The 21,892-nt window shown below is 64.4% G+C and carries 19 protein-coding genes; 2 read left to right on the top strand and 17 right to left on the bottom strand.

Translation table 11 applies throughout. From position 1 onward, the window contains the following. From hutG to GRB80_RS01190, 8 genes are all read right to left on the bottom strand, one after another. Positions 1-963, bottom strand: coding sequence for a formimidoylglutamase (hutG, locus tag GRB80_RS01225; protein ID WP_161422263.1), 963 nt, complete (start codon positions 961-963; stop codon positions 1-3). Continuing rightward, the gene (gene hutI / locus GRB80_RS01220) at positions 953-2,170 is read right to left on the bottom strand and encodes an imidazolonepropionase (protein WP_161422262.1); all 1,218 of its coding nucleotides are present in this window, start codon (positions 2,168-2,170) and stop codon (positions 953-955) included. The genes hutG and hutI overlap by 11 nt, the downstream gene beginning before the upstream one ends. A gap of 495 nt (positions 2,171-2,665) precedes the next feature. Then, positions 2,666-3,382, bottom strand: a complete 717-nt coding sequence (gene hutC / locus GRB80_RS01215; protein ID WP_161422261.1) for a histidine utilization repressor — start codon at positions 3,380-3,382, stop codon at positions 2,666-2,668. Between the two features lie 263 nt (positions 3,383-3,645). Continuing rightward, a complete protein-coding gene (locus GRB80_RS01210; protein WP_132041470.1) occupies positions 3,646-4,530 on the bottom strand; it encodes an HTH domain-containing protein in 885 nt (294 codons plus the stop codon). A 152-nt stretch (positions 4,531-4,682) separates the two neighbouring features. Continuing rightward, a complete protein-coding gene (locus tag GRB80_RS01205; RefSeq protein ID WP_161422260.1) occupies positions 4,683-6,509 on the bottom strand; it encodes an acyl-CoA dehydrogenase C-terminal domain-containing protein in 1,827 nt (608 codons plus the stop codon). 351 nt (positions 6,510-6,860) lie between these two features. After that, positions 6,861-7,628, bottom strand: a complete 768-nt coding sequence (locus GRB80_RS01200) for an SDR family NAD(P)-dependent oxidoreductase (RefSeq protein WP_132041468.1) — start codon at positions 7,626-7,628, stop codon at positions 6,861-6,863. A gap of 14 nt (positions 7,629-7,642) precedes the next feature. Then, positions 7,643-9,307 (bottom strand): AMP-binding protein, encoded by a 1,665-nt coding sequence (locus GRB80_RS01195; RefSeq protein WP_161422259.1) that lies wholly within the window; start codon positions 9,305-9,307, stop codon positions 7,643-7,645. Between the two features lie 168 nt (positions 9,308-9,475). Next, on the bottom strand, positions 9,476-10,051 hold the full coding sequence (locus GRB80_RS01190) for a TetR/AcrR family transcriptional regulator (RefSeq protein WP_161422258.1): 576 nt from the start codon (positions 10,049-10,051) through the stop codon (positions 9,476-9,478). A 174-nt stretch (positions 10,052-10,225) separates the two neighbouring features. Here GRB80_RS01190 and GRB80_RS01185 point away from each other — a divergent pair, with 174 nt between their 5' ends. After that, positions 10,226-11,413, top strand: coding sequence for an acetyl-CoA C-acyltransferase (locus tag GRB80_RS01185; RefSeq protein ID WP_132041465.1), 1,188 nt, complete (start codon positions 10,226-10,228; stop codon positions 11,411-11,413). Positions 11,414-11,452: 39 nt separating this feature from the next. Here GRB80_RS01185 and acuI read toward each other — a convergent pair whose 3' ends face one another. Together acuI and acuR are read right to left on the bottom strand one after the other, a co-directional pair. Beyond that, positions 11,453-12,448, bottom strand: a complete 996-nt coding sequence (gene acuI / locus GRB80_RS01180; protein WP_161424194.1) for an acrylyl-CoA reductase (NADPH) — start codon at positions 12,446-12,448, stop codon at positions 11,453-11,455. A gap of 88 nt (positions 12,449-12,536) precedes the next feature. After that, positions 12,537-13,175, bottom strand: coding sequence for an acrylate utilization transcriptional regulator AcuR (acuR, locus tag GRB80_RS01175; RefSeq protein ID WP_161422257.1), 639 nt, complete (start codon positions 13,173-13,175; stop codon positions 12,537-12,539). Positions 13,176-13,425: 250 nt separating this feature from the next. Between acuR and arsB the strand changes: the two genes are divergently transcribed. After that, positions 13,426-14,547 carry an ACR3 family arsenite efflux transporter gene (arsB, locus tag GRB80_RS01170; protein ID WP_237561896.1) on the top strand — a complete coding sequence of 374 codons (1,122 nt, stop codon included), beginning with the start codon at positions 13,426-13,428 and terminating at the stop codon, positions 14,545-14,547. Here arsB and GRB80_RS01165 read toward each other — a convergent pair whose 3' ends face one another. The 7 genes from GRB80_RS01165 to GRB80_RS01135 all read right to left on the bottom strand — a co-directional run bounded on the left by GRB80_RS01165 (position 14,548) and on the right by GRB80_RS01135 (position 21,826). Next, positions 14,548-14,898: a metalloregulator ArsR/SmtB family transcription factor gene (locus tag GRB80_RS01165; RefSeq protein WP_132041463.1), complete on the bottom strand. Its 351-nt coding sequence runs from the start codon at positions 14,896-14,898 to the stop codon at positions 14,548-14,550. Positions 14,899-14,952: 54 nt separating this feature from the next. Further along, the gene (gene arsJ / locus GRB80_RS01160) at positions 14,953-16,185 is read right to left on the bottom strand and encodes an organoarsenical effux MFS transporter ArsJ (protein ID WP_161422256.1); all 1,233 of its coding nucleotides are present in this window, start codon (positions 16,183-16,185) and stop codon (positions 14,953-14,955) included. Further along, a complete protein-coding gene (locus GRB80_RS01155) occupies positions 16,178-17,221 on the bottom strand; it encodes an ArsJ-associated glyceraldehyde-3-phosphate dehydrogenase (protein ID WP_161422255.1) in 1,044 nt (347 codons plus the stop codon). Before GRB80_RS01155 ends, arsJ begins: the two co-directional genes overlap by 8 nt. Positions 17,222-17,370: 149 nt before the next feature. Beyond that, on the bottom strand, positions 17,371-18,213 hold the full coding sequence (gene pstB / locus GRB80_RS01150; RefSeq protein ID WP_161422254.1) for a phosphate ABC transporter ATP-binding protein PstB: 843 nt from the start codon (positions 18,211-18,213) through the stop codon (positions 17,371-17,373). Between the two features lie 26 nt (positions 18,214-18,239). Next, positions 18,240-19,406, bottom strand: a complete 1,167-nt coding sequence (pstA, locus tag GRB80_RS01145) for a phosphate ABC transporter permease PstA (protein WP_161422253.1) — start codon at positions 19,404-19,406, stop codon at positions 18,240-18,242. Positions 19,407-19,424: 18 nt separating this feature from the next. Further along, entirely contained in the window at positions 19,425-20,681 is a 1,257-nt protein-coding gene (gene pstC / locus GRB80_RS01140) for a phosphate ABC transporter permease subunit PstC (RefSeq protein ID WP_132041458.1), read from the bottom strand. A gap of 107 nt (positions 20,682-20,788) precedes the next feature. Continuing rightward, positions 20,789-21,826 carry a substrate-binding domain-containing protein gene (locus GRB80_RS01135; RefSeq protein ID WP_161422252.1) on the bottom strand — a complete coding sequence of 346 codons (1,038 nt, stop codon included), beginning with the start codon at positions 21,824-21,826 and terminating at the stop codon, positions 20,789-20,791. Positions 21,827-21,892 lie beyond the last annotated feature (66 nt).

The following is a 21,892-nucleotide window of genomic DNA, read 5'->3' as shown; positions in this document are numbered from 1 at the left end:
TCAGTCATTCAGGGTCAGCAGATGCACCAGGCGAGCCGCCGCCCTGGCGGTGCGGCCGTCGATATCACGGCCGGGGTTGAGCTCCGCCAGGTCGGCCAGGCGCAGCTTTCCGCTATCTCGTATGCCCTCGATCAGCGGCTCGATCAGGGCGAGCGCAACGCCACGAGCGGCCGGTGCGCTCACCCCGGGAGCCTCGGCGGCAGGCAGCACGTCCAGGTCGATGGTCAAGTAGACGTGGTCGCAGTCATGGATAAAGCCGGCGAGGTCCTGCTCGATGTTGGTCAGGCGTGACGCGGTGATCTCGCGATCCTCACGCACCAGCACACCAAGCTCGTCGGCGCGGCCGAACAGTGCTCGCGTATTGGCGGCACGGCTCACCCCCAGGCAGGCATAGCGAAATGCCCAACCGCGCTCCTCGCAGTCGTTGGCAATCTGGGAAAAGGGCGTGCCCGAGGAGCGCACGTGCCGCGGATCGCGCAGATCGAAATGGGCGTCCAGGTTGACGATACCGACGCGTGGCACCGTCTCTTCGCTGGTCGCCAGATGCTGGGCAAGCCCCGACCAGCTGGCATAGGCCACCTCATGACCGCCACCCAGCACGATGGGCAGGTGCCCTTCGCCCAGCAGCGCGGCGAGCCGATCGGCCAGCGCCTGCTGGGCCTCTTCCATGGCATCGCCCTCACAACGCACGTCACCGGCGTCATAGGCAGGCCCTCGGCGGTGCCAGGCCAGCGGTGCCAGGGCGCGGCGCATGGCCTCGGGACCTTCGGCCGCACCGGTGCGCCCCTGGTTGCGAGCCACGCCGGCATCGCAGGCGAAGCCCAACAGTGCGCAGCCGGGGGCAGCGCCCTCGCTCAGCGCCTGGACCTTCTGGTGCCAGCGCTCGCTGTCGGGCTCGGGATCGGTGCGCCCTCGCCACAGAGAACTGTCGAGGCCGTAGTGAAGCGAGGTATCAGACGGCATGGGTCAGCTCCCCCTGGAACAGGCGTTGGCGCAGGCGACCAGGCTGAACGGCATAGGCCAATGCGGCTGGGGTGTCGATATCCCAGATGCAAAGATCGGCGGTAGCCCCCTCCTGGATCCGCCCCCCTCCCTTGAGCCCGAGGGCGGTCGCCCCATGGGCGGTCATGCCGGCCAATGCCTCCTGGGGCGTCAGTCGAAACAGGGTGCAGGCCAGGTTCAGCATCAGCGTGGGCATGAACAGCGGCGAGCTGCCCGGGTTGGCGTCGGTGGCCACCGCCATGGGCACCCCGGCCTCGCGCAGCGCCGCGATGGGAGGTTGCTGGGTCTCGCGCAGGGTATGGAAGGCGCCGGGCAGGATCACCGCGACGCTGCCGGCCTGACGCATGGCTTGGATGCCCGCGTCATCCAGATACTCGATATGATCGGCAGAGAGCGCACCGTGACGCGCCGCCATGGCGGTACCGCCCAGGTTGGAGAGCTGCTCGGCATGCGCCTTGATCGGCAGTCCATGGGCCTCGGCAGCCTCGAAGACGCGCTCGCACTGCGCTACCGAGAAGGCGATCTTCTCGCAGAACACATCGACGGCATCGGCAAGACCTTCCTTGGCGGCCGCCGGGATCATCTCCCGACACACCAGATCGATATAGCCGTCGCTGTCGTCCTTGAACTCCGGCGGCAGCGCATGGGCACCCAGCAGCGTCGTCACCACCCGCACCGGCAGTACCTCGCCGAGTCGGCGCGCCACGCGCAGCATCTTCAATTCGTCCTCGACCGTCAGGCCGTAGCCGGACTTGATCTCCACGGTGGTGACACCATCGGCGATCAGCGCCTCGAGACGCGGCCGTGCCAGCTCAAGCAGCTGCTCCTTGCTGGCCTCCCGTGTGGCCGTCACGGTGCTCAGGATGCCACCGCCACGTCGAGCGATCTCCTCATAGCTGGCCCCTTCCAGGCGCGCCTCGAACTCATCGGCGCGAGAGCCCCCGAACACCAGGTGGGTATGGCAATCCACCAGGCCCGGCGTCATCACGCCACCGCGCCCCATGTCATGGCAGCCCTCTACCGTCGCTTCATCAAACTCCCGCATCGGCACCAGCGACACGATCCGCGCCCCTTCGCTGATGACGGCCATGGGCTCGGGCAGTGTGCGCAGCCCATCGAAGACGTGGATGTCGCGCCACAGGCGACGCGTCTTGGTGGTTTCCGACATGGAGGCCTCCTCCCTTATGGCTCGGCAGATGCAGACTCAATGTATATACAATAAGCCAAGCACGTTGGAAAACGTCAAGCCACCTTCTAAAGAAACCAACAGAGATAAGCCGTACGGGAGAAAGACAACTTTCCTTAATACATCTTTATAAACAGATATTTAAATAGAATTTTCGGCTCCGCTTCCATTCATTATCGATCGGCGTTTTAGACCAATGTCTAACCCTTCTGGCTAGACGAAGGCGCTGGCTTGCCCTGCACTATTGTATATACATATCGAGACAGGCCGCCTATCCCGATCCAGCCTCCGCGAGGCACAAGACAAGAGACATGCCTATAGATCGCTCCCCCCTTTGGCTCGACAACACACTTCTGCCGTCACCTGCCTCAGATTTTTCTGCCCAAGAAACTGGGCAGGGTTACGACGCCGTCAACCTTGCATACGCAAATGGCCGGGAAGTCCCGGCCATTTGCGTTGATACTGGATGAGGGTTACTTATTCAGGTTCGCGATGCATCGACGAGCGCAGCTTGTAGCGCTCCCCGGGGTGAAGCAGCCGCGCATAGCTGATCAACTGCTCACCCGACCAGGTGCGCCGAATCATGCTCAGGCAGGGGCTTGCCGTATCGATCGCCAGCCATTCGGCAGCCTGGTGATCGGGCAGGACCGCTTCGACGATGTGCTCCACATCGGTAATGGGGCAGGCAGCCACCAGCACCTCGTTGGGCGTGTGCCGGGAGAAGTCGGTATCGAGATAGTTCGGAACCCAGCGCGGATTGACGAAGCGACTTTCGAGCTGGATGGCTACGTCATTTTCGAGATGAAGAATCAAGGTGTGGAAGACCCGGCTACCGAGCCGCATACCGAGACGCAGAGCCACCTCATCATCGGCTTCGATCGCCTCACAGGCAATCACCTCATTACCATAACGATGCCCACGGGATCGCACCTCCTCGGCAATGTTGTACACCTCGACCAGCGACGACTCAGCCTTGCGATCGGTGACGAAGGTGCCAAGTCCTGGCTGACGTGTCAGATAGCCTTTCTGGACCAGGTCACGAATCGCCTTGTTGGCGGTCATGCGACTGACCTGGAAATCTCGGGCCAGCTGCTCCTCGGGGGGAATCTGGTGGTGGGCTGACCACTGCCCCCCGGTGATCTTGTCCAATAGATGTTGCCGTATCTGCTGATACAGAGGCGGCGAATTAGCCATGGTAGTTCCTTCGACCAAAACAAATGTATATACAAATAGTGTATCGCCTGCCGAAAGACCTTTCACCTGCTGTTTTATCGAAAAAAGTAGCCCCACCTACACTTCAGCCTGGTTATATACCTCAATCTGTCTGTCTGCTTCATTGTGAACAACCAAGACGATCAACTCGAAATCGGCCAAACCATTATGACCACTCACAGCAGTTGATCGGCTGGCTCGAGGAGATGGGCGCTAAGCAGGCGCATAAGGAGGAGTCAGGTATCTCAGGTACCTCCAGCCAGCACCCGCTCGATAAAGGCCTCGCAACGCCGTTGGGCCGGACGTTCGCGCAGGCCATCCCAGTAGGCCTCGAACTCGGGGCGACGAGGCAGTGTACCGAAGTGCATGCCCCAACCGATGTGCGAGCCCACATAGACATCCGCCGCACTGAAGGCGTCGCCGGCGATGAAGGGCTTGTCCGCCACGGCGCCAGCGAGGGTCTCCACCAGCGCCCAGTAGTCACCGCTACCCAGGCGCATCGCCTGCTCCGGGGTGGGCGTGACGCCCAGATCGTTGAGGGCGATGGCGCTCTCCAGTGGACCGGCAGCAAGGAACAGCCAGCGATAGTAGTCGCCCCGCGCGGCCAATGGCGGGGCCAGCCCCGCCTCGGGGAAGGCATCGGCCAGATAGGCGCAGATCGCCGCGGCCTCGGTCACCACGGTATCGCCATGACGGATGGCGGGCACCTTGCCCAGCGGATTGATGGCGAGGTACTCCGGGGACTTCATGGCGCTGCCGTACTCCAGCGTGACCGTGCGGTAGTTGATGCCAAGCTCTTCCAGCATCCAGTGCACGATGCCGCCACGCGACAGCGGGTTGGTATAGAAGACCAGCGCGTCGACTGTCGGCTGGGATGAGGCCCCTCCACCCTGTCCGACCACCTGGGGTTCCTGCAGAGCCGGTGGCGGCAGCACGACCTCAGGGGGCAAGAGATAGCCCCGGCCGGGTTCGTTGACCACCTCGATACCCACCGCGCGAAGCACGGCAATCTCCTGGTAGAGGGTGCGCAGCGAGACGCCCAGGGCCTCGGCGAGGGCGGGGCCAGGCATGGGCTCCTGGCGATGGCGCAGGAGCCGAATGAGCGTCTGCAGGCGGGTGGAACGGGTCATGCTGACCTCCCGGCGCCCAGGGCGCGCGTCGATACACCGTGTATGTCTCGCATGATGCCTGCCCAGCCCCGCCGGCACCAGAGCCCCCAACAAGAAAGGCGGCGAGGTTGCCCTCGCCGCCCATCGATCTTTATTGCCAGGAAAATCGGGTATCAGATCTCGAAGCCGAGCCCGAAATCTTCGGCGCTGATGGCCATCAGCGGCTCGGCCCCGGCCTCGAGCGCCCCCTTGTGGGCGCGGGTGCGCGGCAGCAGGCGCTGATAGAAGAAGCGCGCGGTATCCAGCTTGGCGCGGTAGAAGGCGGCCTCGTCGGTGCCCTCGGCAAGTGCGGCGTGAGCCTGCCGAGCGGCACGGGCAAACAGGTAGGCCAGGGTCACGTAACCCGAATACATCAGATAGTCGACGCTGGCCGCCCCCACCTCCTCACGATCGGTCATCGCCTTCATGCCGATCGCCATGGTCATCTCGCCCCACTCCTGGTTGAGTTTGGCCAGCGGGCGGACGAACTCGGCGAGCTGGCTGTTGCCCTCCTCGGCCTGGCAGAACTTGTGGATCTCCCTGGTAAAGGCCTTGAGACTCTCGCCCTGACTCATCAGCACCTTGCGACCCAGCAGGTCGAGAGCCTGGATACCGGTCGTGCCCTCATAGAGGCGAGTGATGCGCGCATCGCGCACCAGCTGCTCCATGCCCCACTCCTGAATGAAGCCGTGCCCACCGAAGACCTGCACGCCTTCGTTGGTCGCCTCGAAGCCCACCTCGGTAAGGAACGCCTTGACGATAGGCGTCAGCAGGCCCAGCAGGGTCTCGGCCCGCGCCTTCTCGTCGGCATCGGTGCCCTGCTCGACGATATCGATCATCTGGGCGGTATACAGCACCAGCATCCGGCCGCCCTCGGCGAAGGCCTTCTGGGTCAGCAGCATGCGCCGCACATCCGGATGAACGATGATCGGGTCGGCGACCTTCTCGGGCGCCTTGGCACCGGAGAGTGCACGCATCTGCAGGCGATCGCGAGCATAGGCCAGCGAGTTCTGGAAGCTGGCCTCGGTGAGGCCCAGACCCTGGATGCCGACCCCGATGCGGGCAGCGTTCATCATGGTGAACATGCAGGCCAGGCCCTTGTTGGGTGCCCCGACCAGGAAGCCCTTCGCCGAGTCGAAGTTCATCACGCAGGTCGCGTTGCCGTGGATGCCCATCTTGTGTTCCAGGGAGCCGCAAGTGACGCCGTTGCGCTCGCCGGGGTTGCCATCACTATCGGGCAGGTGCTCATTGGGTAAATACTTCGGCACCACAAACAGCGAGATGCCCTTGGAGCCTTCGGGCGCGTCGGGCAGCTTGGCCAGCACCAGATGGACGATATTCTCGGCCAGATCATGTTCACCGGCGGAGATAAAGATCTTGGTGCCCGTCACCGCGTAGCTGCCATCGTCATTGGGCATCGCACGGGTCTTGATCAGGCCCAGATCGGTGCCACAGTGAGGCTCGGTCAGGCACATGGTGCCGGTCCAGGTGCCCTCCACCAGCTTGGTGAGATAGGTGGCCTGCTGCTCCTCGGTTCCGTGATGACGCAGCGCGTCGGCGGCGCCATGGGAGAGCCCCGGGTACATGCCCCAGGCCAGGTTGGTGGAGCAGACCATCTCGTTGAGTACCATGGCCAGCGAGTGAGGCAATCCCTGACCACCATGGGCGGGGTCGGCGGCCAGGCTCGGCCAGCCACCCTCGACATACTGGGCGTAGGCCTCCTTGAACCCCCTGGGAGCCTTCACCTCGCCACCCTCCAGCAGGCAGCCCTCGCGGTCGCCGCTCTGATTCAGCGGCAGCAACACCTCGCGAGAGAAGCGCGCCCCCTCCTCCAGGATGGCAGCGACCACGTCGGGCGTCGCCTCTTCCCCACCGGGCAGGCGAGCATAGTGGCCCGGGTAGTCCAGCATCTCATCCATCACGAAACGAAGGTCACGCAGGGGGGCCTGATAGTCGGGCATCTCGAACTCTCCAATGTCTCGGTGAACCACAAGAGTGGCGCCAGTTGTCGATTGCAGGAAGGCAATGGCAACCGCTTTCAAACATGTGTTTGAAATTAGCCGCCACACAACCGAGAGTCAAGCGTTCGTTTGAAAACTCGCACGACACGGGCACTGCTGCCACCCCCCCCATAGAGCACCTCGAAAGAGAAAACACCTCGAAAGAGAAAACACCTCGAAAGAGAAAACACCTCGAAAGAGAAAACACCCCGAAGGTTGGATCGAGTGTCCAGCCTTCGGGGTGTTATTCAACGACACCGCGAGCATTTTCTAGAGCTGATAGATGATGGCTTACAGCTCCGAGGCAACCGGTTATTGCATGCGAATCCCACCGTCGAGGCGAATCACCTCGCCATTGAGCATGGTATTGGTGATGATCTGCTCGGCCATGCGGGCAAACTCCTCGGGCCGGCCGAGGCGCTTGGGGAAGGGCACGGCGGCCGCCAGGGCCTGGGCGGCCTCATCGGGAATCTCGCTCATCATGGGGGTCTCGAAGACCCCAGGGGCGATGGCCATGACCCTGACGCCGTGACGCGATAGCTCACGCGCTGCCGGCAGACTCATGCCTACCACCCCGGCCTTGGAGGCGCTGTAGGCGCACTGCCCCACCTGACCGTCGAAGGCGGCGATGGAGGCGGTATTGATGATCACCCCACGCTCACCATCCTCGCCCGGTGCATTCTTCGACATGGCGGCGGCGGCCAGGCGCATCACGTTGAAGGTTCCCACCAGATTGATCTGGATCGCACGGTTATAGGCCTCCAGGTCGGCAGGGTTGCCCTCGCGGTCGACCAGCTTGCCCACACTGACGATACCGGCACAGTGCACAACTCCCGCAAGACCACCCTCACCGCCGAGCTCGACGGCGGCGTCCACCGCGGCCTGGATCTCCTCTCCCGAGGTGACATCGCCACGTATTGCCCGGGCCGCTTCCCCCAGGCGCTCGGCATGGTCATGCACGGCATCGCTCAGGTCACAGAGCACCACGCGGCCACCGGCGGCCACCAGGCGTTCGGCGGTGGCCGCACCCAGCCCGGAGGCGGCCCCGGTAATCAGGAAGGTACTGTCTTTGATCTGCATAGGAACTCCTTGAATTACTCGCCTGCGGCCTTGTCGACGGCATCGGCACGCAGCTTGAAGCGCTGGATCTTGCCACTCGGCGTCTTGGGCAGCTCATCCACGAACTCGACCACCCGCGGGAAGGCGTGGGTCGAGAGGCGCTCGCGAACCTGCTGACGGATCTCATCGGCCAGGGCATCGCTCGGTTCAAAATTATCGCGCAATACCACATAGGACTTGATGATCTCGCCGCGGATCTCATCAGGCTGGCCCACGGCGGCCGATTCGGCCACCGCCGGGTGCGTCATGACACTATTCTCGACATCGGTCGGCCCAACCCGATAGCCGGCGGTGGTGATGATATCGTCATCGCGGCCGGCGAACTGGAAGGTGCCATCCTCGTTGCGGACCACCACGTCGCCGGTCAGGTAGTACCCCTCGGCGAAGGGGTGCTTCTCCTGCCAGGTATAACCGGGGAAGAAGAAGGCCGGCGAGTTCTTGATATCCACCGCCAGCACCCCGGGCTCGCCCGGCGGCAGCTCGTTGTACTCGGCATCGAGGATCGCCAGGCGATAGCCGGGCATGGGCACCCCCATGCCACCGGCATGCTTGGGATGCGCGAGGGCCTGATGGTTATTGCAGGTCATGCCGGTTTCGGTCTGACCATAGTGGTCCGTTACCGGGCACCCCAGGGAGCGCTCCACCCAGTTCACCACCTCGGTATTGAGCGGCTCGCCGGCAGAGCTGGCCGCGCGTAGCTCGAGCGTCTCATGGGCATCATCGAACAGGCCGGAGGCCTTCATCAGGCGATAGGCGGTGGGGGCAGCGGCGAAGTTGGTGAGGCGGTGACGGCGCATGAAGGCCAGTGCGCCTTCGGCCGTAAAGCCCGCCTCGCAGAAATGCGTGGTCACACCCAGCAGCAGCGGCCCGGTGATGGCGTAGTAGAGGCCGTAGGCCCAGCCCGGATCGGCCATGTTCCAGAAACGGTCGCTGTCACGCAGCCCGACGGCCAGCTCCATGTAGAGCGCGAAGGCCGGCATCGCGGCGAGCGGGACGGCCACGCCCTTGGGCTTGCCCACGGTGCCGGAGGTGAACATCTGCAGGAAAGGCGCCTCGCGCTCCAGGCGCGGCGGCTGGGTCTCGACCGGTGAATGAGCCAGCGCCTGGTGCCAGTCGAGATCGTCGGCATGCTCGCTGCTGGGGCCTCCCACCGCCAGCACCGGCGGGCACTGGCTCAAGCCGTCGAACTTATAACGATTGGCGTGATCGGTGATCACCAGCCGGGTATCGGCGCGCCCCAGGCGGTAGTCGACGGAGTCGGGGCCGAAGGCGGTGAAGAGTGGCTGATAGACGGCACCGATGCGCCAGGTGGCCAGTATGGCGACCAGCAGCTGAGGCGAGCGCGGCAGCATGCAGGCGATGCGGTCCCCCACGCCGAGGCCACGCTCGGCGAACCAGCCGGCGAGCCTGGCGCTTTCGGCCTCGAGCTCGGCATAGGTCATCCGGTTGACGTTGCCCTGAGTGTCCTCATGGACCAGGGCCAGCACGTCGCCCCGCCCGGCTCGAAGGTGGCGGCCACAGCAGGACTCGAAGGCGTTGAACTTGCCATCCTGGTGGTCGTCCAGGCGGGCGATGACGTCATCGATGGAGAATCGCTCCAGGTAGTCACGGTAGTTGGGCAGGCTGGCGTGCGTGCTCATGGGCTGTCCTCATGGGTTGTTTTGTGATTGTTATGGTTAGCAGTTAACGTAAGCGTAAACCTAACAAGCGCTAGGTCTAACCTAGCGAGTCGGACCGCACAGAACAAGAGCAGGAGCAGAGAGAAGCGCCTAGACGATGGTCGAGGCGGCGCCGAATAGGCGCCGGATTCAAGGAGTTGAGGCCGAGCGCGTGATCATGGCCACCAGCTCATCGGCCAGTTCGTCGGGGGTACGCGTGCCTTCCGGGTCATACCAGCGTACCGTCCAGTTGAGCGCCCCCATCACGAAACGGGAGACCAGGAAGCGATCACCGTGGACCAGGCCTTCGGCCAGCGCCTCGTCGATCACCTCTTCCCACAGCGCCTCGTAGGCGTCGCGCAGGTGGCTCAGATGGGCACGCGCCTCGCTGTCGAGTCGGCGCCACTCGTAGAGGGCAACCACATGGGCATTGCGATCGGTGAGCAGGGTCTCGAGGTGGGCACGCGCCATGGCATGCAAGCGTGCCGAGGCACTGCTGTCACAGCGGGCAAGCGCGTCTCGAGCGATGACCAGGGCATTCTCGGTGCCCTCTTCGATCACCGCGGCCAGGATCTCCTGCTTGTCGCGGAAATGGTGGAAGAGGCTACCGGACTTGATGCCCATCTCCTGGGCCAGCATACGCACCGTGGTACGATCGAAGCCCTCCTGGACGAACAACTGGGCGGCCAGGCGGGTCAACTCCTTGCGGCGTGGGGACGCATTCATTACATTCATCGGCATTCACACTAGCGCTTGCTTGGTTGAATGTGAGAGAACCACAGCCCCGCCAGTCGGTCAACGTGACACAGGGCAACCTACAACCATAACGACCATTACAGCCATAACGACCATTACAGCGCGGCTCCATCGGGAACCGCTCTCCACATCGGGAGAACCATCATGAGCCACTCCAACGATATCGTCTTCCTCTCCGCCGCTCGCACCCCCATGGGCGGCATGCTCGGCAGCCTCTCCAGCCTCACCGCCCCCGAGCTCGGCGCCGTGGCCATCCGCGCCGCCATCGAACGTGCCGGCATCGACGCCGAGAGCATCGATGAGGGCATCATGGGGTGCGTGCTGCCGGCCGGCGTCAAGCAGGGGCCCGCACGCCAGGCCATGCGCCAGGCCGGCATTCCAGATGCCATCGGAGCCACCACCATCAACAAGCTGTGTGGCTCGGGCATGAAGGCCACCATGCTGGCCCATGACCTGATTCGCGCGGGTAGTGCCGAGGTCGCCCTGGCCGGCGGCATGGAGTCCATGTCCAACGCCCCCCATGTGCTGCCCAAGGCCCGCGCCGGGTATCGCCTGGGGCATGGCGAGCTGAAGGATCACATGTTCCTCGACGGCCTCGAGGATGCCGAGACCGGCAAGCTGATGGGCGTGTTCGCCCAGGATATCGCCACCCAGCGCGACTACAGCCGCGAGCGCCTCGACGACTTCGCCATCGCCTCGCTGGAACGTGCCATGGAGGCGACCAACGCCGGCCACCTGGATGCCGAGATGGCACCGGTCACCGTCACCAGCCGCAAGGGCGAGAGCGTGGTCAACCACGATGAGCAGCCCTTCCAGGCCAAGCTCGACAAGATCCGTTCGCTGCGCCCCGCCTTCGCCAAGGAGGGCACCATCACCGCGGCCAACGCCAGTTCCATCTCCGATGGCGCTTCGGCCTTGATCCTGGCAAGCGGTGCCGCCGCCGAGCGGCTCGGCGCCAAGCCTCTGGCACGCATGCTGGGCCACAGCACCCACTCCCAGCACCCCAGTGAGTTCACCATCGCCCCGGTGGGCGCCATCGACAAGCTGATGAAGAAGCTCGACTGGAGCGTGGACGACGTCGACCTGTTCGAGATCAACGAGGCCTTTGCCGTGGTCACCCTGCTGGCCATGGACGGACTCGATATCCCCCATGACAAGGTCAACGTCTTCGGCGGTGCCTGCGCCCAGGGCCACCCCATCGGCTCCACCGGCTCGCGTATCATCGCGACTCTGATCCACGCCCTGCGCACCAAGGGTGGCAAGCGCGGCATCGCCAGCCTTTGCATCGGCGGCGGTGAAGCCACGGCGGTGGCCGTCGAGCTGATCGATTAAGGGGCCCGCGGGCGACATCCATGTCGCCCGCCGGCTGCCTCAGGCCGACATGGCCACTACCACGCGGCCACGAACCTTTCCGGCCAGCAGATCGTCGGCCGCCTGGATGGCGTCTTCCAGGGCGATGGTGCGGGTGATGGCATCGAGCTGCTCGGGCACCAGCAGTTCCCCGAGCCGCCGCCAGGCCTCCACACGATCCGAATAGGGGCGCATCACGCTGTCGATCCCCATCAGGTTGACGCCACGCAGGATGAAGGGCGCCACGCTGGCCGGCAGATCCATGCCCTGGGCCAGCCCGCAGGCGGCCACGCTGCCACCATAGCGGGTCGAGGCCAGCACGTTGGCCAGGGTGTGGCTACCCACCGAGTCGATGGCCCCTGCCCAACGCTCCTTGGCCAGCGGACCCCCCGGCTCGGAAAACTCCGCCCGATCGATCACCTGCTCGGCCCCGAGTCCCTTGAGATAATCGGCCTCCTCGAGGCGCCCGGTGGAGGCCACCACGCGATAACCCAGTTGCGCGAGCAGCGCAATCGAATAGCTTCCCACCCCGCCGTTGGCACCGGTCACCAGCACCTCGCCCTGATCCGGGGTGACACCCTGCCGCTCCAGCGCCATCACCGAGAGCATGGCGGTGTACCCGGCGGTGCCGATGGCCATGGCCTGCTGCGGGGTGAACGCCGACGGCATCGGAATCAACCAGCGGCTATCCAGCCGCGCCTTCTCGGCCAGGCCTCCCCAGCGGGCCTCTCCGACGCCCCAGCCGTTGAGCAGCACCGCATCTCCCGGGGCATAGGCCTCGCTGGTGGACTCCTCCACCGTGCCGGCCAGGTCGATGCCCGGCACCATCGGAAACTGACGCACCACCGGCCCCTTCCCGGTGATGGCCAGTGCATCCTTGTAGTTGAGGGTACTGCAGTCGACCCTGACGGTGACGTCGCCCTCCGGCAGTCGCGACTCATCAAGGGTTTCGAGGCCAACCCGTTGCTTGTTGTCATGACCGTTGTCCTGCTTGTCGATCAGAATTGCCTTGAACATCATGCACCTCACGTTGTTGACACCCTTTTAGACTGGTCGTCTATAAAAAGGCCTGAATATCCCGCCGTTCCGGATCGTTCTGCACGAACTAGCGGGGCAACCCCTGCATGTAGATCGCGATAAAGGTCTCCAGGGGGCGCGGGGCACCCTCCAGCCTGGCGCGCATCACGGCCCCTTCCCAGCCGATCCAGAATGCCTCGGCGAGCCGCTCGCAGTCGGCACTCTCGGCGAGCTCGCCCACCCCCTGGGCCTCGCGCAGACAGCGGGACAGGCGCCGCTGCCAGTCGGCAAGCGTCGCCCGCAGCCACTGTCGGTAGCCTTCCGGTAAACTGCTGACCTCCTGCCCCAGGTTGCCCACCAGGCAGCCACGCCGATAGTCGTGCCGAGCCATGCCCGCCGTGGCGTCCTCGACGAAGGCCTCGAGGCGCGCCAGCGGCGACCGTGAATCATCGTCCAGATGACGTTCGAGCTTGGCGGCGAAATAGGCACCATACTGCTCCATCACGGCACGCCCGAAGGCCTCCTTGCTGTCGAAGTAGTAGTAGAAGGAGCCCTTGGGCACCCCCACACGCTTGAGGATGCCGTCGATGCCCGAAACGGTGAAGCCCTGCTCGGTCAGGACCTCGAGCCCACTGCGGATCAGTGCGGCACGGGTGTCCGGATCGTCCCGTGGCACCTTAGGGGGCCGGCCTCGGCGACGGGGGTGTTGAGAGGTTGTCTGTGTCATGAGATTAATATAGACCAGTCGTCTATTTAATTCCAACATATCCCGTGGCGACGACATAAAGCACACAAGAGAGAGTACACAAGTGAGGTAAGAGACCGACTATCCCCTGGGGCGAGACAGACGATCCAGGCGCAGGCGCACGCTCGCGGCCAACGAACAGCGGTCAGCCACAATGGCATGTATGTTGAAGACATATGGATAATCGCATATCTTCAACGGACTCTCATTCACCTCGCCAAAGGCTGCCACCATGGCCCACCACGCTACTTCCAACACCATCGTGACCACCGAGGGCATGGGGCTTTTCGGGCGCTTCCTCTCCCTTTGGGTGGCACTCGCCATCATCACCGGGGTACTGCTCGGCCAGCTCGTCCCGGCGGTGCCTGAGACGCTTTCACGCTTCGAAGTCGCACAGGTATCGATCCCGGTGGCCATCCTGATCTGGGCGATGATCTTTCCGATGATGGCCCAGATCGACTTCTCTGCGGTGCTCGGGGTGCGCCGCCAGCCTCGGGGACTGGTCATCACCACCACGGTGAACTGGCTGATCAAGCCCTTCACCATGTTCGCCATCGCCTGGTTCTTCCTGATGGTGGTGTTCGCCCCTCTGATCCCGGAACCCCTGGCCAGCCAGTACCTGGCCGGCGTCATCCTGCTGGGGGCTGCCCCCTGCACCGCCATGGTCTTCGTCTGGAGCACCCTGACCCGCGGCGACGCCGCCTACACCCTGGTCCAGGTCGCCCTCAACGACCTGATCATGCTGTTCGCCTTTGCGCCCATCGTGGTCTTCCTGCTCGGGGTCTCCAATATCCAGGTGCCCTGGGACACCGTGGCGCTGTCGGTAGTGCTCTATATCGTGATCCCGCTCACCGCGGGCGTCGTGACCCGGCGCACATTGATCGCCCGCCGCGGCGGCGAGTGGTATGACACCGTCTTTATGAAGCGTATCGGCCCGGTGACGCCGATTGGGCTCATCGTGACCCTGGTGCTGCTGTTCGCCTTCCAGGGCGAGGTGATCCTCGAGGCGCCGCTGCATATCGTGCTGATCGCCATCCCGCTGATCATCCAGACCTTCCTGATCTTCTTCATCGCCTACGGCTGGGCCAAGGCGTGGCGGGTGCCCCACAGCGTGGCCGCCCCAGGGGCGATGATCGGCGCCAGCAACTTCTTCGAGCTGGCCGTCGCCGCCGCCATTGCCCTGTTCGGCCTGCAATCCGGCGCGGCCCTGGCCACGGTGGTCGGCGTGCTGGTGGAGGTGCCACTGATGCTGACCCTGGTACGCATCGCCAACAAGACACGCGTCCACTTTCCGGTCGTCGACGCACGATCTTCTCTCATATCGGGGGACAAGGCCGAGAGACGCCAAGGCTGATCAGCACAGTGCCGCCCGCCGTTCGGGTCGATTGCCCATGCGCGCCAGGCGCTCCTGCAGGGTAACAAGGGCGCCTGCGTGCCCCTCGCCCGCAGCCTCCAGCGCGGCCGCCGCCCACTGGGGGAGTGCCGGTGCCAGGCCGTAGTAGACCCACTGTCCCTCACGGCGGTCGTTGAGCAGCCCGCAGTGGCGCAGCTGGGCGAGATGACGAGAGACCTTGGGTTGCGAGGCCTCCAGGGCATGGGTCATCTCGCAGACACACAGCTCCCCCTCACGCAGGATCAGCAGGGTGAGCATCAGGCGCGTCTCATCACTCAGGCACTTGAACAGGCGCAGCGGGTCCAGCGTCATCGGGGGTTCCTTGTCGAGGCTTTCGGCCATTCTACGCCAAGGCCCGAGCCAAGTTCAGGCTCGCGCTCCCCTGGGCAGGGCCAGAGCCATCAGGGAGCTGGCCACCACCAGGGCCGACGAGATCCACAGACATGCCGCAAGCCCAAAGGCCTGATAGACCCAACCGGAGAGCAGGGTGCCGGCGAGTCGCCCCATGGCATTGGCCATGTAGTAGAAGCCCACGTCCATGGAGACGCCATCGGCGCGCGCATAGTGGACGATCAAGTAGCTGTGCCAGCTGGAGTTCACGGCGAACAGCACGCCGAAGGCCAGCAGGCCCGCCACCAGCCAACCCACCTCGGCCAGTGGCAACAGCGCCAGCAGGGCCGGCAGTCCGGCCAGGGCGAGAGCCCAGAAGACCGTAACGCCTCGCGCCTCGCCCTTGACCAGGCCGGTCAGCCGCGGCGCCTGGGTCTGAACCCCGCCATAGCCGATGACCCATATCGCCAGCAGCCCGCCCACCGTCCAGTGGCTCCAGCCATGCTGGTCATAGAGAAACACTGGCAGCGCCACCACGAACCAGACATCCCGGGAGGCAAACAGGCAGAGCCGGGCCGCCGAGAGCACATTGACGGCCCTTGAGGAAGAGAACACCTCGCGGAACTTCGGCTTGCGATTCTGGCGCCCCAGGTCGGCCTTGAGCCTCAGCAGGGACAGCGCCAACACGGCAATGAGCATGGCCGCCATGACGATGACCGCCCCACGGAAGCCGACGACGGACAGCAGCATACCGCCGAGGAAGAACCCGGCCCCCTTGAGCGCGTTCTTGGAGCCGGTCAGGATCGCCACCCAGCGATAGAGCGCGGAGCCGGCACTGGGGCTGTTCTTGGGCACCAGCACCCTCACCGCACTCTTGGCGCTCATCTTGTTGAGATCCTTGGCGACTCCCGACAGAGCCTGGGCGGCCATCACCCAGGGCACGGTCAGCGCCGTGGCCGGCACCATCAGCATGGCGAGCGCTACGATCTGCAGCCCTAGTCCCAAGTTCATGGTGCGGTTGAGGCCCAGGCGCGCACCCAGCCAGCCACCCACCAGATTGGTGACCACCCCGAAGGCCTCGTAGAAGAGGAACAGCATGGCCACCTCGAGTGGCGAGTAGCCCAGCTGGTGGAAGTGCAGCACCACCAGCATGCGCAGCGCGCCGTCGGTCAGGGTGAAGGCCCAGTAGTTGCCGGTGATCAACAGATACTGGCGCACCTCGAAGGGCAGCGTCCTGATGCGCCCGGCGATACCGCCCGCCTCAGACATGGCCCACCGACTCCTTTCCCACTTTCAGGGCCAGCTCGGCGGTGCGATTGGCGTAGCCCCACTCGTTGTCGTACCAGGCGTAGAGCTTGAGCTGGGTACCGTTGATGACCATGGTCGAGAGCGCATCGATGATCGAGCTGCGTGGGTCGGTGCGGTAATCGATGGAGACCAGCGGGCGCGTCTCATAGCCGAGGACGCCGGCAAGCTCACCTTCGGCGGCGGCTTTCAGTGCGGCATTGACCTCCTCGGCGGTAACCTCTCGTTCCAGCTCGAAGACCATATCGGTGAGCGAGGCATTGGCCAGCGGCACGCGAATGGCATGGCCATTCAGCTTGCCCTCGAGTTCCGGGAAGATGGCGGTGATCGCCTTGGCGGAGCCGGTGGTAGTGGGGATCAGGCTCATGCCGCAGGCGCGGGAACGACGCAGGTCAGGCTTGCTGGGGGAGCTGGGGGCGTCGAGGATGGTCTGGGTGTTGGTGATGTCGTGCACCGTGGTCATCGAGCCATGGCGGATACCGAAGGTCTCGTGGACCACCTTGACCACCGGCGCCAGGCAGTTGGTGGTGCAGCTCGCCGCGGTGACGATCCGATGAAGGTCGGGGTCGTACTGGTGATCATTGACGCCAACCACCACATTGAGGACACCCTCCGCCTTCACCGGCGCGCTGACCACCACACGCTCGACGCCCTGATCCAGATAGGCCTGGAGCTGGCCGGTGGTCTTCATCTTGCCGGAGCACTCGATGGCCACCCGACAGCTCGACCAGTCACTCTCTTCCGGCGTCTTGCTGGCACCGAAGGTAATCCGTCGGCCGTCGATCACCAGCGCCTCGGATTCCGCCTGAATCCCCTGCCCCGGCGACCACTGACCATGGACCGAGTCGAACTCCAGCAGATGGGCGAAGGTAGCGGCATCGCCGCCCGGATCGTTGATGCGAGTGATCGCAACCTCGCCAGCCTCGACGCGAGGCCAGAGGCTGCGCAGTACCAGCCGACCGATGCGCCCGAAACCGTTGATGCCGATGGATAAGCTCATGGTTGTCTCCCCTGGACAGATAATAATATCTGGAATTCCATATATAAACCGCCGCGATGTCAATTGCATGACACGTACAAACGACGACGGGGAGGCCAAAGCCTCCCCGTGATGCCGCTCAATCTCCGAGATCCAGCCTCTGACGTCCCTCAGCCATAGCGGCCGGTTATGTAGTCCTCGGCCTTCCTGGTGGCCGGATTGGCGAACATCGTGTTGGTATCGTTGTACTCGATGATCTCGCCAAGGTGGAAGAAGGCGGTGTAGTCCGCCACGCGTGCCGCCTGCTGCATGTTATGGGTCACCGTGATGATGGTGAACTGCTTCTTGAGGCGATCCATCAGGTCCTCGATGGTGGCGGTGGAGATCGGGTCCAGTGCCGAGGTGGGCTCATCCATCAGGATCACGTCGGGCTGCACGGCGATGGCTCGAGCGATGCACAGGCGCTGCTGCTGGCCGCCGGAGAGCGAGGTGCCGGGCTGATGCAGCTTGTCCTTGACCTCCTCCCACAGGCCGGCATCGCGCAGTGCCTTCTCCACCAGTTCGTCCTGCTCCGGCTTGCGGCTGACCAGATCGTGCATGCGCGGAGCATAGGCGATGTTCTCGTAGATCGACTTGGGGAAGGGATTGGGCTTCTGGAAGACCATACCCACCCGGCGACGTAGCGCCACCTCGTCCATCTTCACCTGGTTGACGTCACGCCCATCCATCTCCACCAGACCCTCGATGCGCACACCGGGGATCAGGTCGTTCATGCGGTTGAGGCAGCGCAGGAAGGTCGACTTGCCGCAACCGGAGGGCCCGATCAGCGCGGTGATGTTCTTCTGGAAGAGGTCGATATCGAGCCCCTTGAGCGCCTGGCTGTCGCCGTACCAGAGGCTGAGATCGCGCACGCGGATGCTCAGGTCGTGACAGGCGGTCTCATTGCGGGTATGGGGCTGACCCACCTCGGGGACGCTACCCCCGGTGTGACGAGAAACGGCTTGGATGTTCATGTCGGAGTTCTCCATGGCGCGCGGGCTTACCAGCGACGCTCGAATTTCTTGCGCAGGATGACGGCGGTGGCGTTGAGGAAGATCAGGATCGCCAGCAGGACCAGGATGCCGCCCGCGGTCTTCTCGACGAACGCCTTCTCGGGCTCCCCCGCCCAGGTGAAGACCTGCGCCGGCAGCACGGTGGCAGCCTCGGTCAGGGAGGCCGAGACGTCGGGAATGAAGGCCACCATGCCGACGATGATCAGCGGCGCGGTCTCGCCCATGGCCTGGGCCAGGCCGATGATCGAGCCGGTCATGATGCCGGGCATGGCCAGCGGCAGCACATGGTCGCGCACCACCTGCCAGCGCGAACAGCCAACCCCGAAGGCGGCGTGGCGGATGGCGTCCGGCACACTACGCAGCGCCGTGCGGGTGGCGATGATGATCACCGGCAGGGTCATCAGCGCCAGCGTCATGCCGCCCACCAGCGGCGAGGAGCGCGGCACCCCGAAGAAGTTGATGAAGATCGCCAGGCCCAGCAGACCGAACAGGATCGAGGGGATTGCCGCCAGGTTGTTGATATTGATCTCGATGGCCTGGGTGAAGCGGTTGTCCGGGGCGAACTCCTCCAGGTAGACCGCCGTCATCACCCCAATGGGGAAAGCGATGGCCAGGGTCACCAGCATGGTCATGATGGTGCCGACCGCGGCGGAAAGGATGCCCGAGGCCTCCGGCATCTTGGAGTCGCCGGTGGTGAAGAAGGTGGTATTGAAGCGCAGCTCGACCCGCCCCTCGGCCTCCAGCTCGTCGACCAGGGCCCGCTGGGCGTCGTTGAGCTTGTGACGGTGCCCCTTGAGGTACTGGTCGACCTCGCTGTCGGCCAGCACCCAGCGTGTCTCCTTACTGCCCAGCAGCTCGGGATTCTCGCGCATCTGCACGGGTATCATGCGCTCGAAGGTGCGGCTCACCAGGCGTGACAGGTCACGGTCGAGGGCGGCCCGCCCCATGCGGGCGGCATCCTCGTTGTAGTCGATCTCCACCTGGATCTGCGCCTGCTGAAAGGCCGGCAGCCCCTTGCCCAGCATGTCGGAGAAGAACCACAGGAGGAACAGGCCGGCCAGCCCCAGGGCGCCCATGGAGACCCACTTGAGCCGCGCCGAGCGTCGATGGCGGCGGCGCAACTGGGCGCTGATCTCGTCGAAGGTTTGACTCATCTCGGCGATTCCTCGGCGTTACAGGTTGTTGACGCGATACTTCTCGCGGAAGCGACGGATCATCAGCACCGACACCAGATTCAGGCTCAGGGTGACGGCGAATAGCACCAGCCCCAGGGCGAAGGCCGAGAGGGTCTCGGCGCTCTCGAACTCCAGGTCACCGGTCAGCGCGGCGACGATGCGTACCGTCACCGTGGTCATGTCCTCGAAGGGGTTGGCGGTAAGGTTAGGGCGCATGCCCGCCGCCATCACCACGATCATGGTCTCGCCCAGCGCCCGGGAGACCGCCAGCAGCGAGGCGGAGATGATCCCAGGCAGCGCCGCGGGGATGACCACGTCACGAATGGTCTCGCCCTTGGTCATGCCCAGCGCCAGTGCCCCCTGGCGCATGCTGTCGGGTACCGAATTGATCACGTCGTCGGAGAGCGATGAGATAAAGGGAATGATCATGATGCCCATCACGATCCCCGGCGCCACGGCGTTGTTGAAGGCGGCGTCCAGGCCGAAGGCATTGGCGATGGAGACGATGATCGGCGCCACGGTGATGGCAGCGAAGAAGCCGTAGACCACGGTGGGAATGCCGGCCAGCACCTCCAGGGTCGGCTTGGCCAGGGTACGCACCCCCCTGGGGGCGAACTCGGCCATGTAGATCGCCGCCAGCAGACCGACAGGAATGGCGACCAGCATGGCGATGGCGGTAATCATGAAGGTGCCGGCGAATAGCGGCAGCGAGCCGAACTGGGCAGCGCTGGCGCCCTCCTCGGCGCGTCCGGCGGCGGCCAGGAAGCTCGCCCCGGGATTCCAGACCGTGCCGGTGATGAACTCCCAGAAGCTGTGCATCTGGAAGAAGCGCAGGGCCTCGAAGACAATGGAGATCAGGATGCCGAAGGTGGTCAGGATGGAGATCAGGGCCGCGGTGAGCAGCGCGCCACGAATCACCCGTTCGATCGCCTTGCGAGCATGGAAGTCGGGCCTTACCTGGCGCATCCCCACCCCCAGCCCGATGGCGGCCACCGCCAGGCTGCCGGCCAGCAGGCCGAGCTGGGGAATCTCGACCTCCAGCAACAGCAACAGGAAGGCCCCCACCGCGCTTACGACGATGGCCGGGCCGGCGGTGGCGAGTACCGCAAACCAGGCATACTGGTCAGGCTGTGCATGCATGGTCGAGCCACCGGCGCGCACCCGCGCGGCCTTGGCACGCCCCAGGAAGAAGGCGATCAGACCCAGCAGCAGCAGCACGCCGCCGAACAGGGAAAGAAGTTGATCGGTCTGCATAGGGATCTCTCGATGGCGTTCATCGACAGTCGGGCTGTCGGAAGGTGCAGCGGCCGGCAGCCAGGACTGCCGGCCGGGTCAGGCATCCTTGCCCGAGTCCTGCTCCCTTACAGATCGGCGACCTGCAGTGCGGCACGGTTGGCGACCTTCTCGCGGGTCTGCTCGCGCTCCCCCTCGGGCAGCGGGATCAGACCCAAATCACCCAGATAGCCTTCCTCACCGATCATCATCTCGGAGACGAACATGTCGACGTACTCATACAGCGGAGGCACGGCGTCGGCGTGCTGGTTCTTGACGTAGAAGAACAGTGAGCGCGCGATGGGGTAGTCGCCGGCGCTGATCGCCTCGGACTCGGCCTCGACACCGTCAATATCCGCGGCGATCAGGGCGTTGGGATTCTCGACCAGGAAGGAGTAGCCGAAGATGCCGAAGGCGTCGGTGTCCTCGGTGAGGCGCTGAACGATCAGGTTGTCGTTCTCGCCGGCATCGATATAGGCGCCATCGGCACGGATATCGGTATAGCCCTCGCCGCCATAGCCATCGATCTCTTCGGAGACGGCTTCCATGACCAGCTCCTCGAAGGCATCACGGGTACCGGAGGTGCTCGGCGGGCCGTAGATGGAGATCTCGCGCTCCGGCAGGGAGGCATCGATATCGCTCCACTTCTGGTAGGGGTTGTCGATCAGCTCGCCCTGCTTGTCACCCTGTCCGGGCACCTTGGCGGCGACGGCCAGGAACAGCTGCTCCAGAGTCAGATCGACACTCTCGTTGGTACTGGACTGGGCGAAGACGATGCCGTCCGAGCCGATCTTGACTTCGGTCACATCGGTCACGCCATTCTCGATGCAGCGCTCGAGCTCGGCGGCCTTGATGCGACGCGAGGCATTGGAGATATCCGGTGTCCCCTCACCCACGCCATTGCAGAACAGACGAATGCCGCCGCCGGAGCCGGTGGACTCGATGACCGGTGTAGGGTACTCGGTCACCGCGCCGAACTCCTCGGTCACGTAGCTGGCGAACGGATAGACGGTGCTGGAACCGACGATGCGAATCTGGTCACGAGCATGGGCCACGGTGGCCATGCCCATGACGGCGGCGGCAATCGCCGTGGTCTTGAATGTGCGGCTGGTGAGGATGCGGTTCATGGAGCGATCTCCTGATGGGTACGGTGTGCAACCTTCGCGACACACACCTTGCCCCACACAGATGAC

Origin of the sequence: Halomonas icarae (assembly GCF_009901955.1) — a bacterium.
Lineage (GTDB): Bacteria > Pseudomonadota > Gammaproteobacteria > Pseudomonadales > Halomonadaceae > Halomonas > Halomonas icarae.
This window is presented reverse-complemented; position numbering and strand designations above follow the sequence as displayed.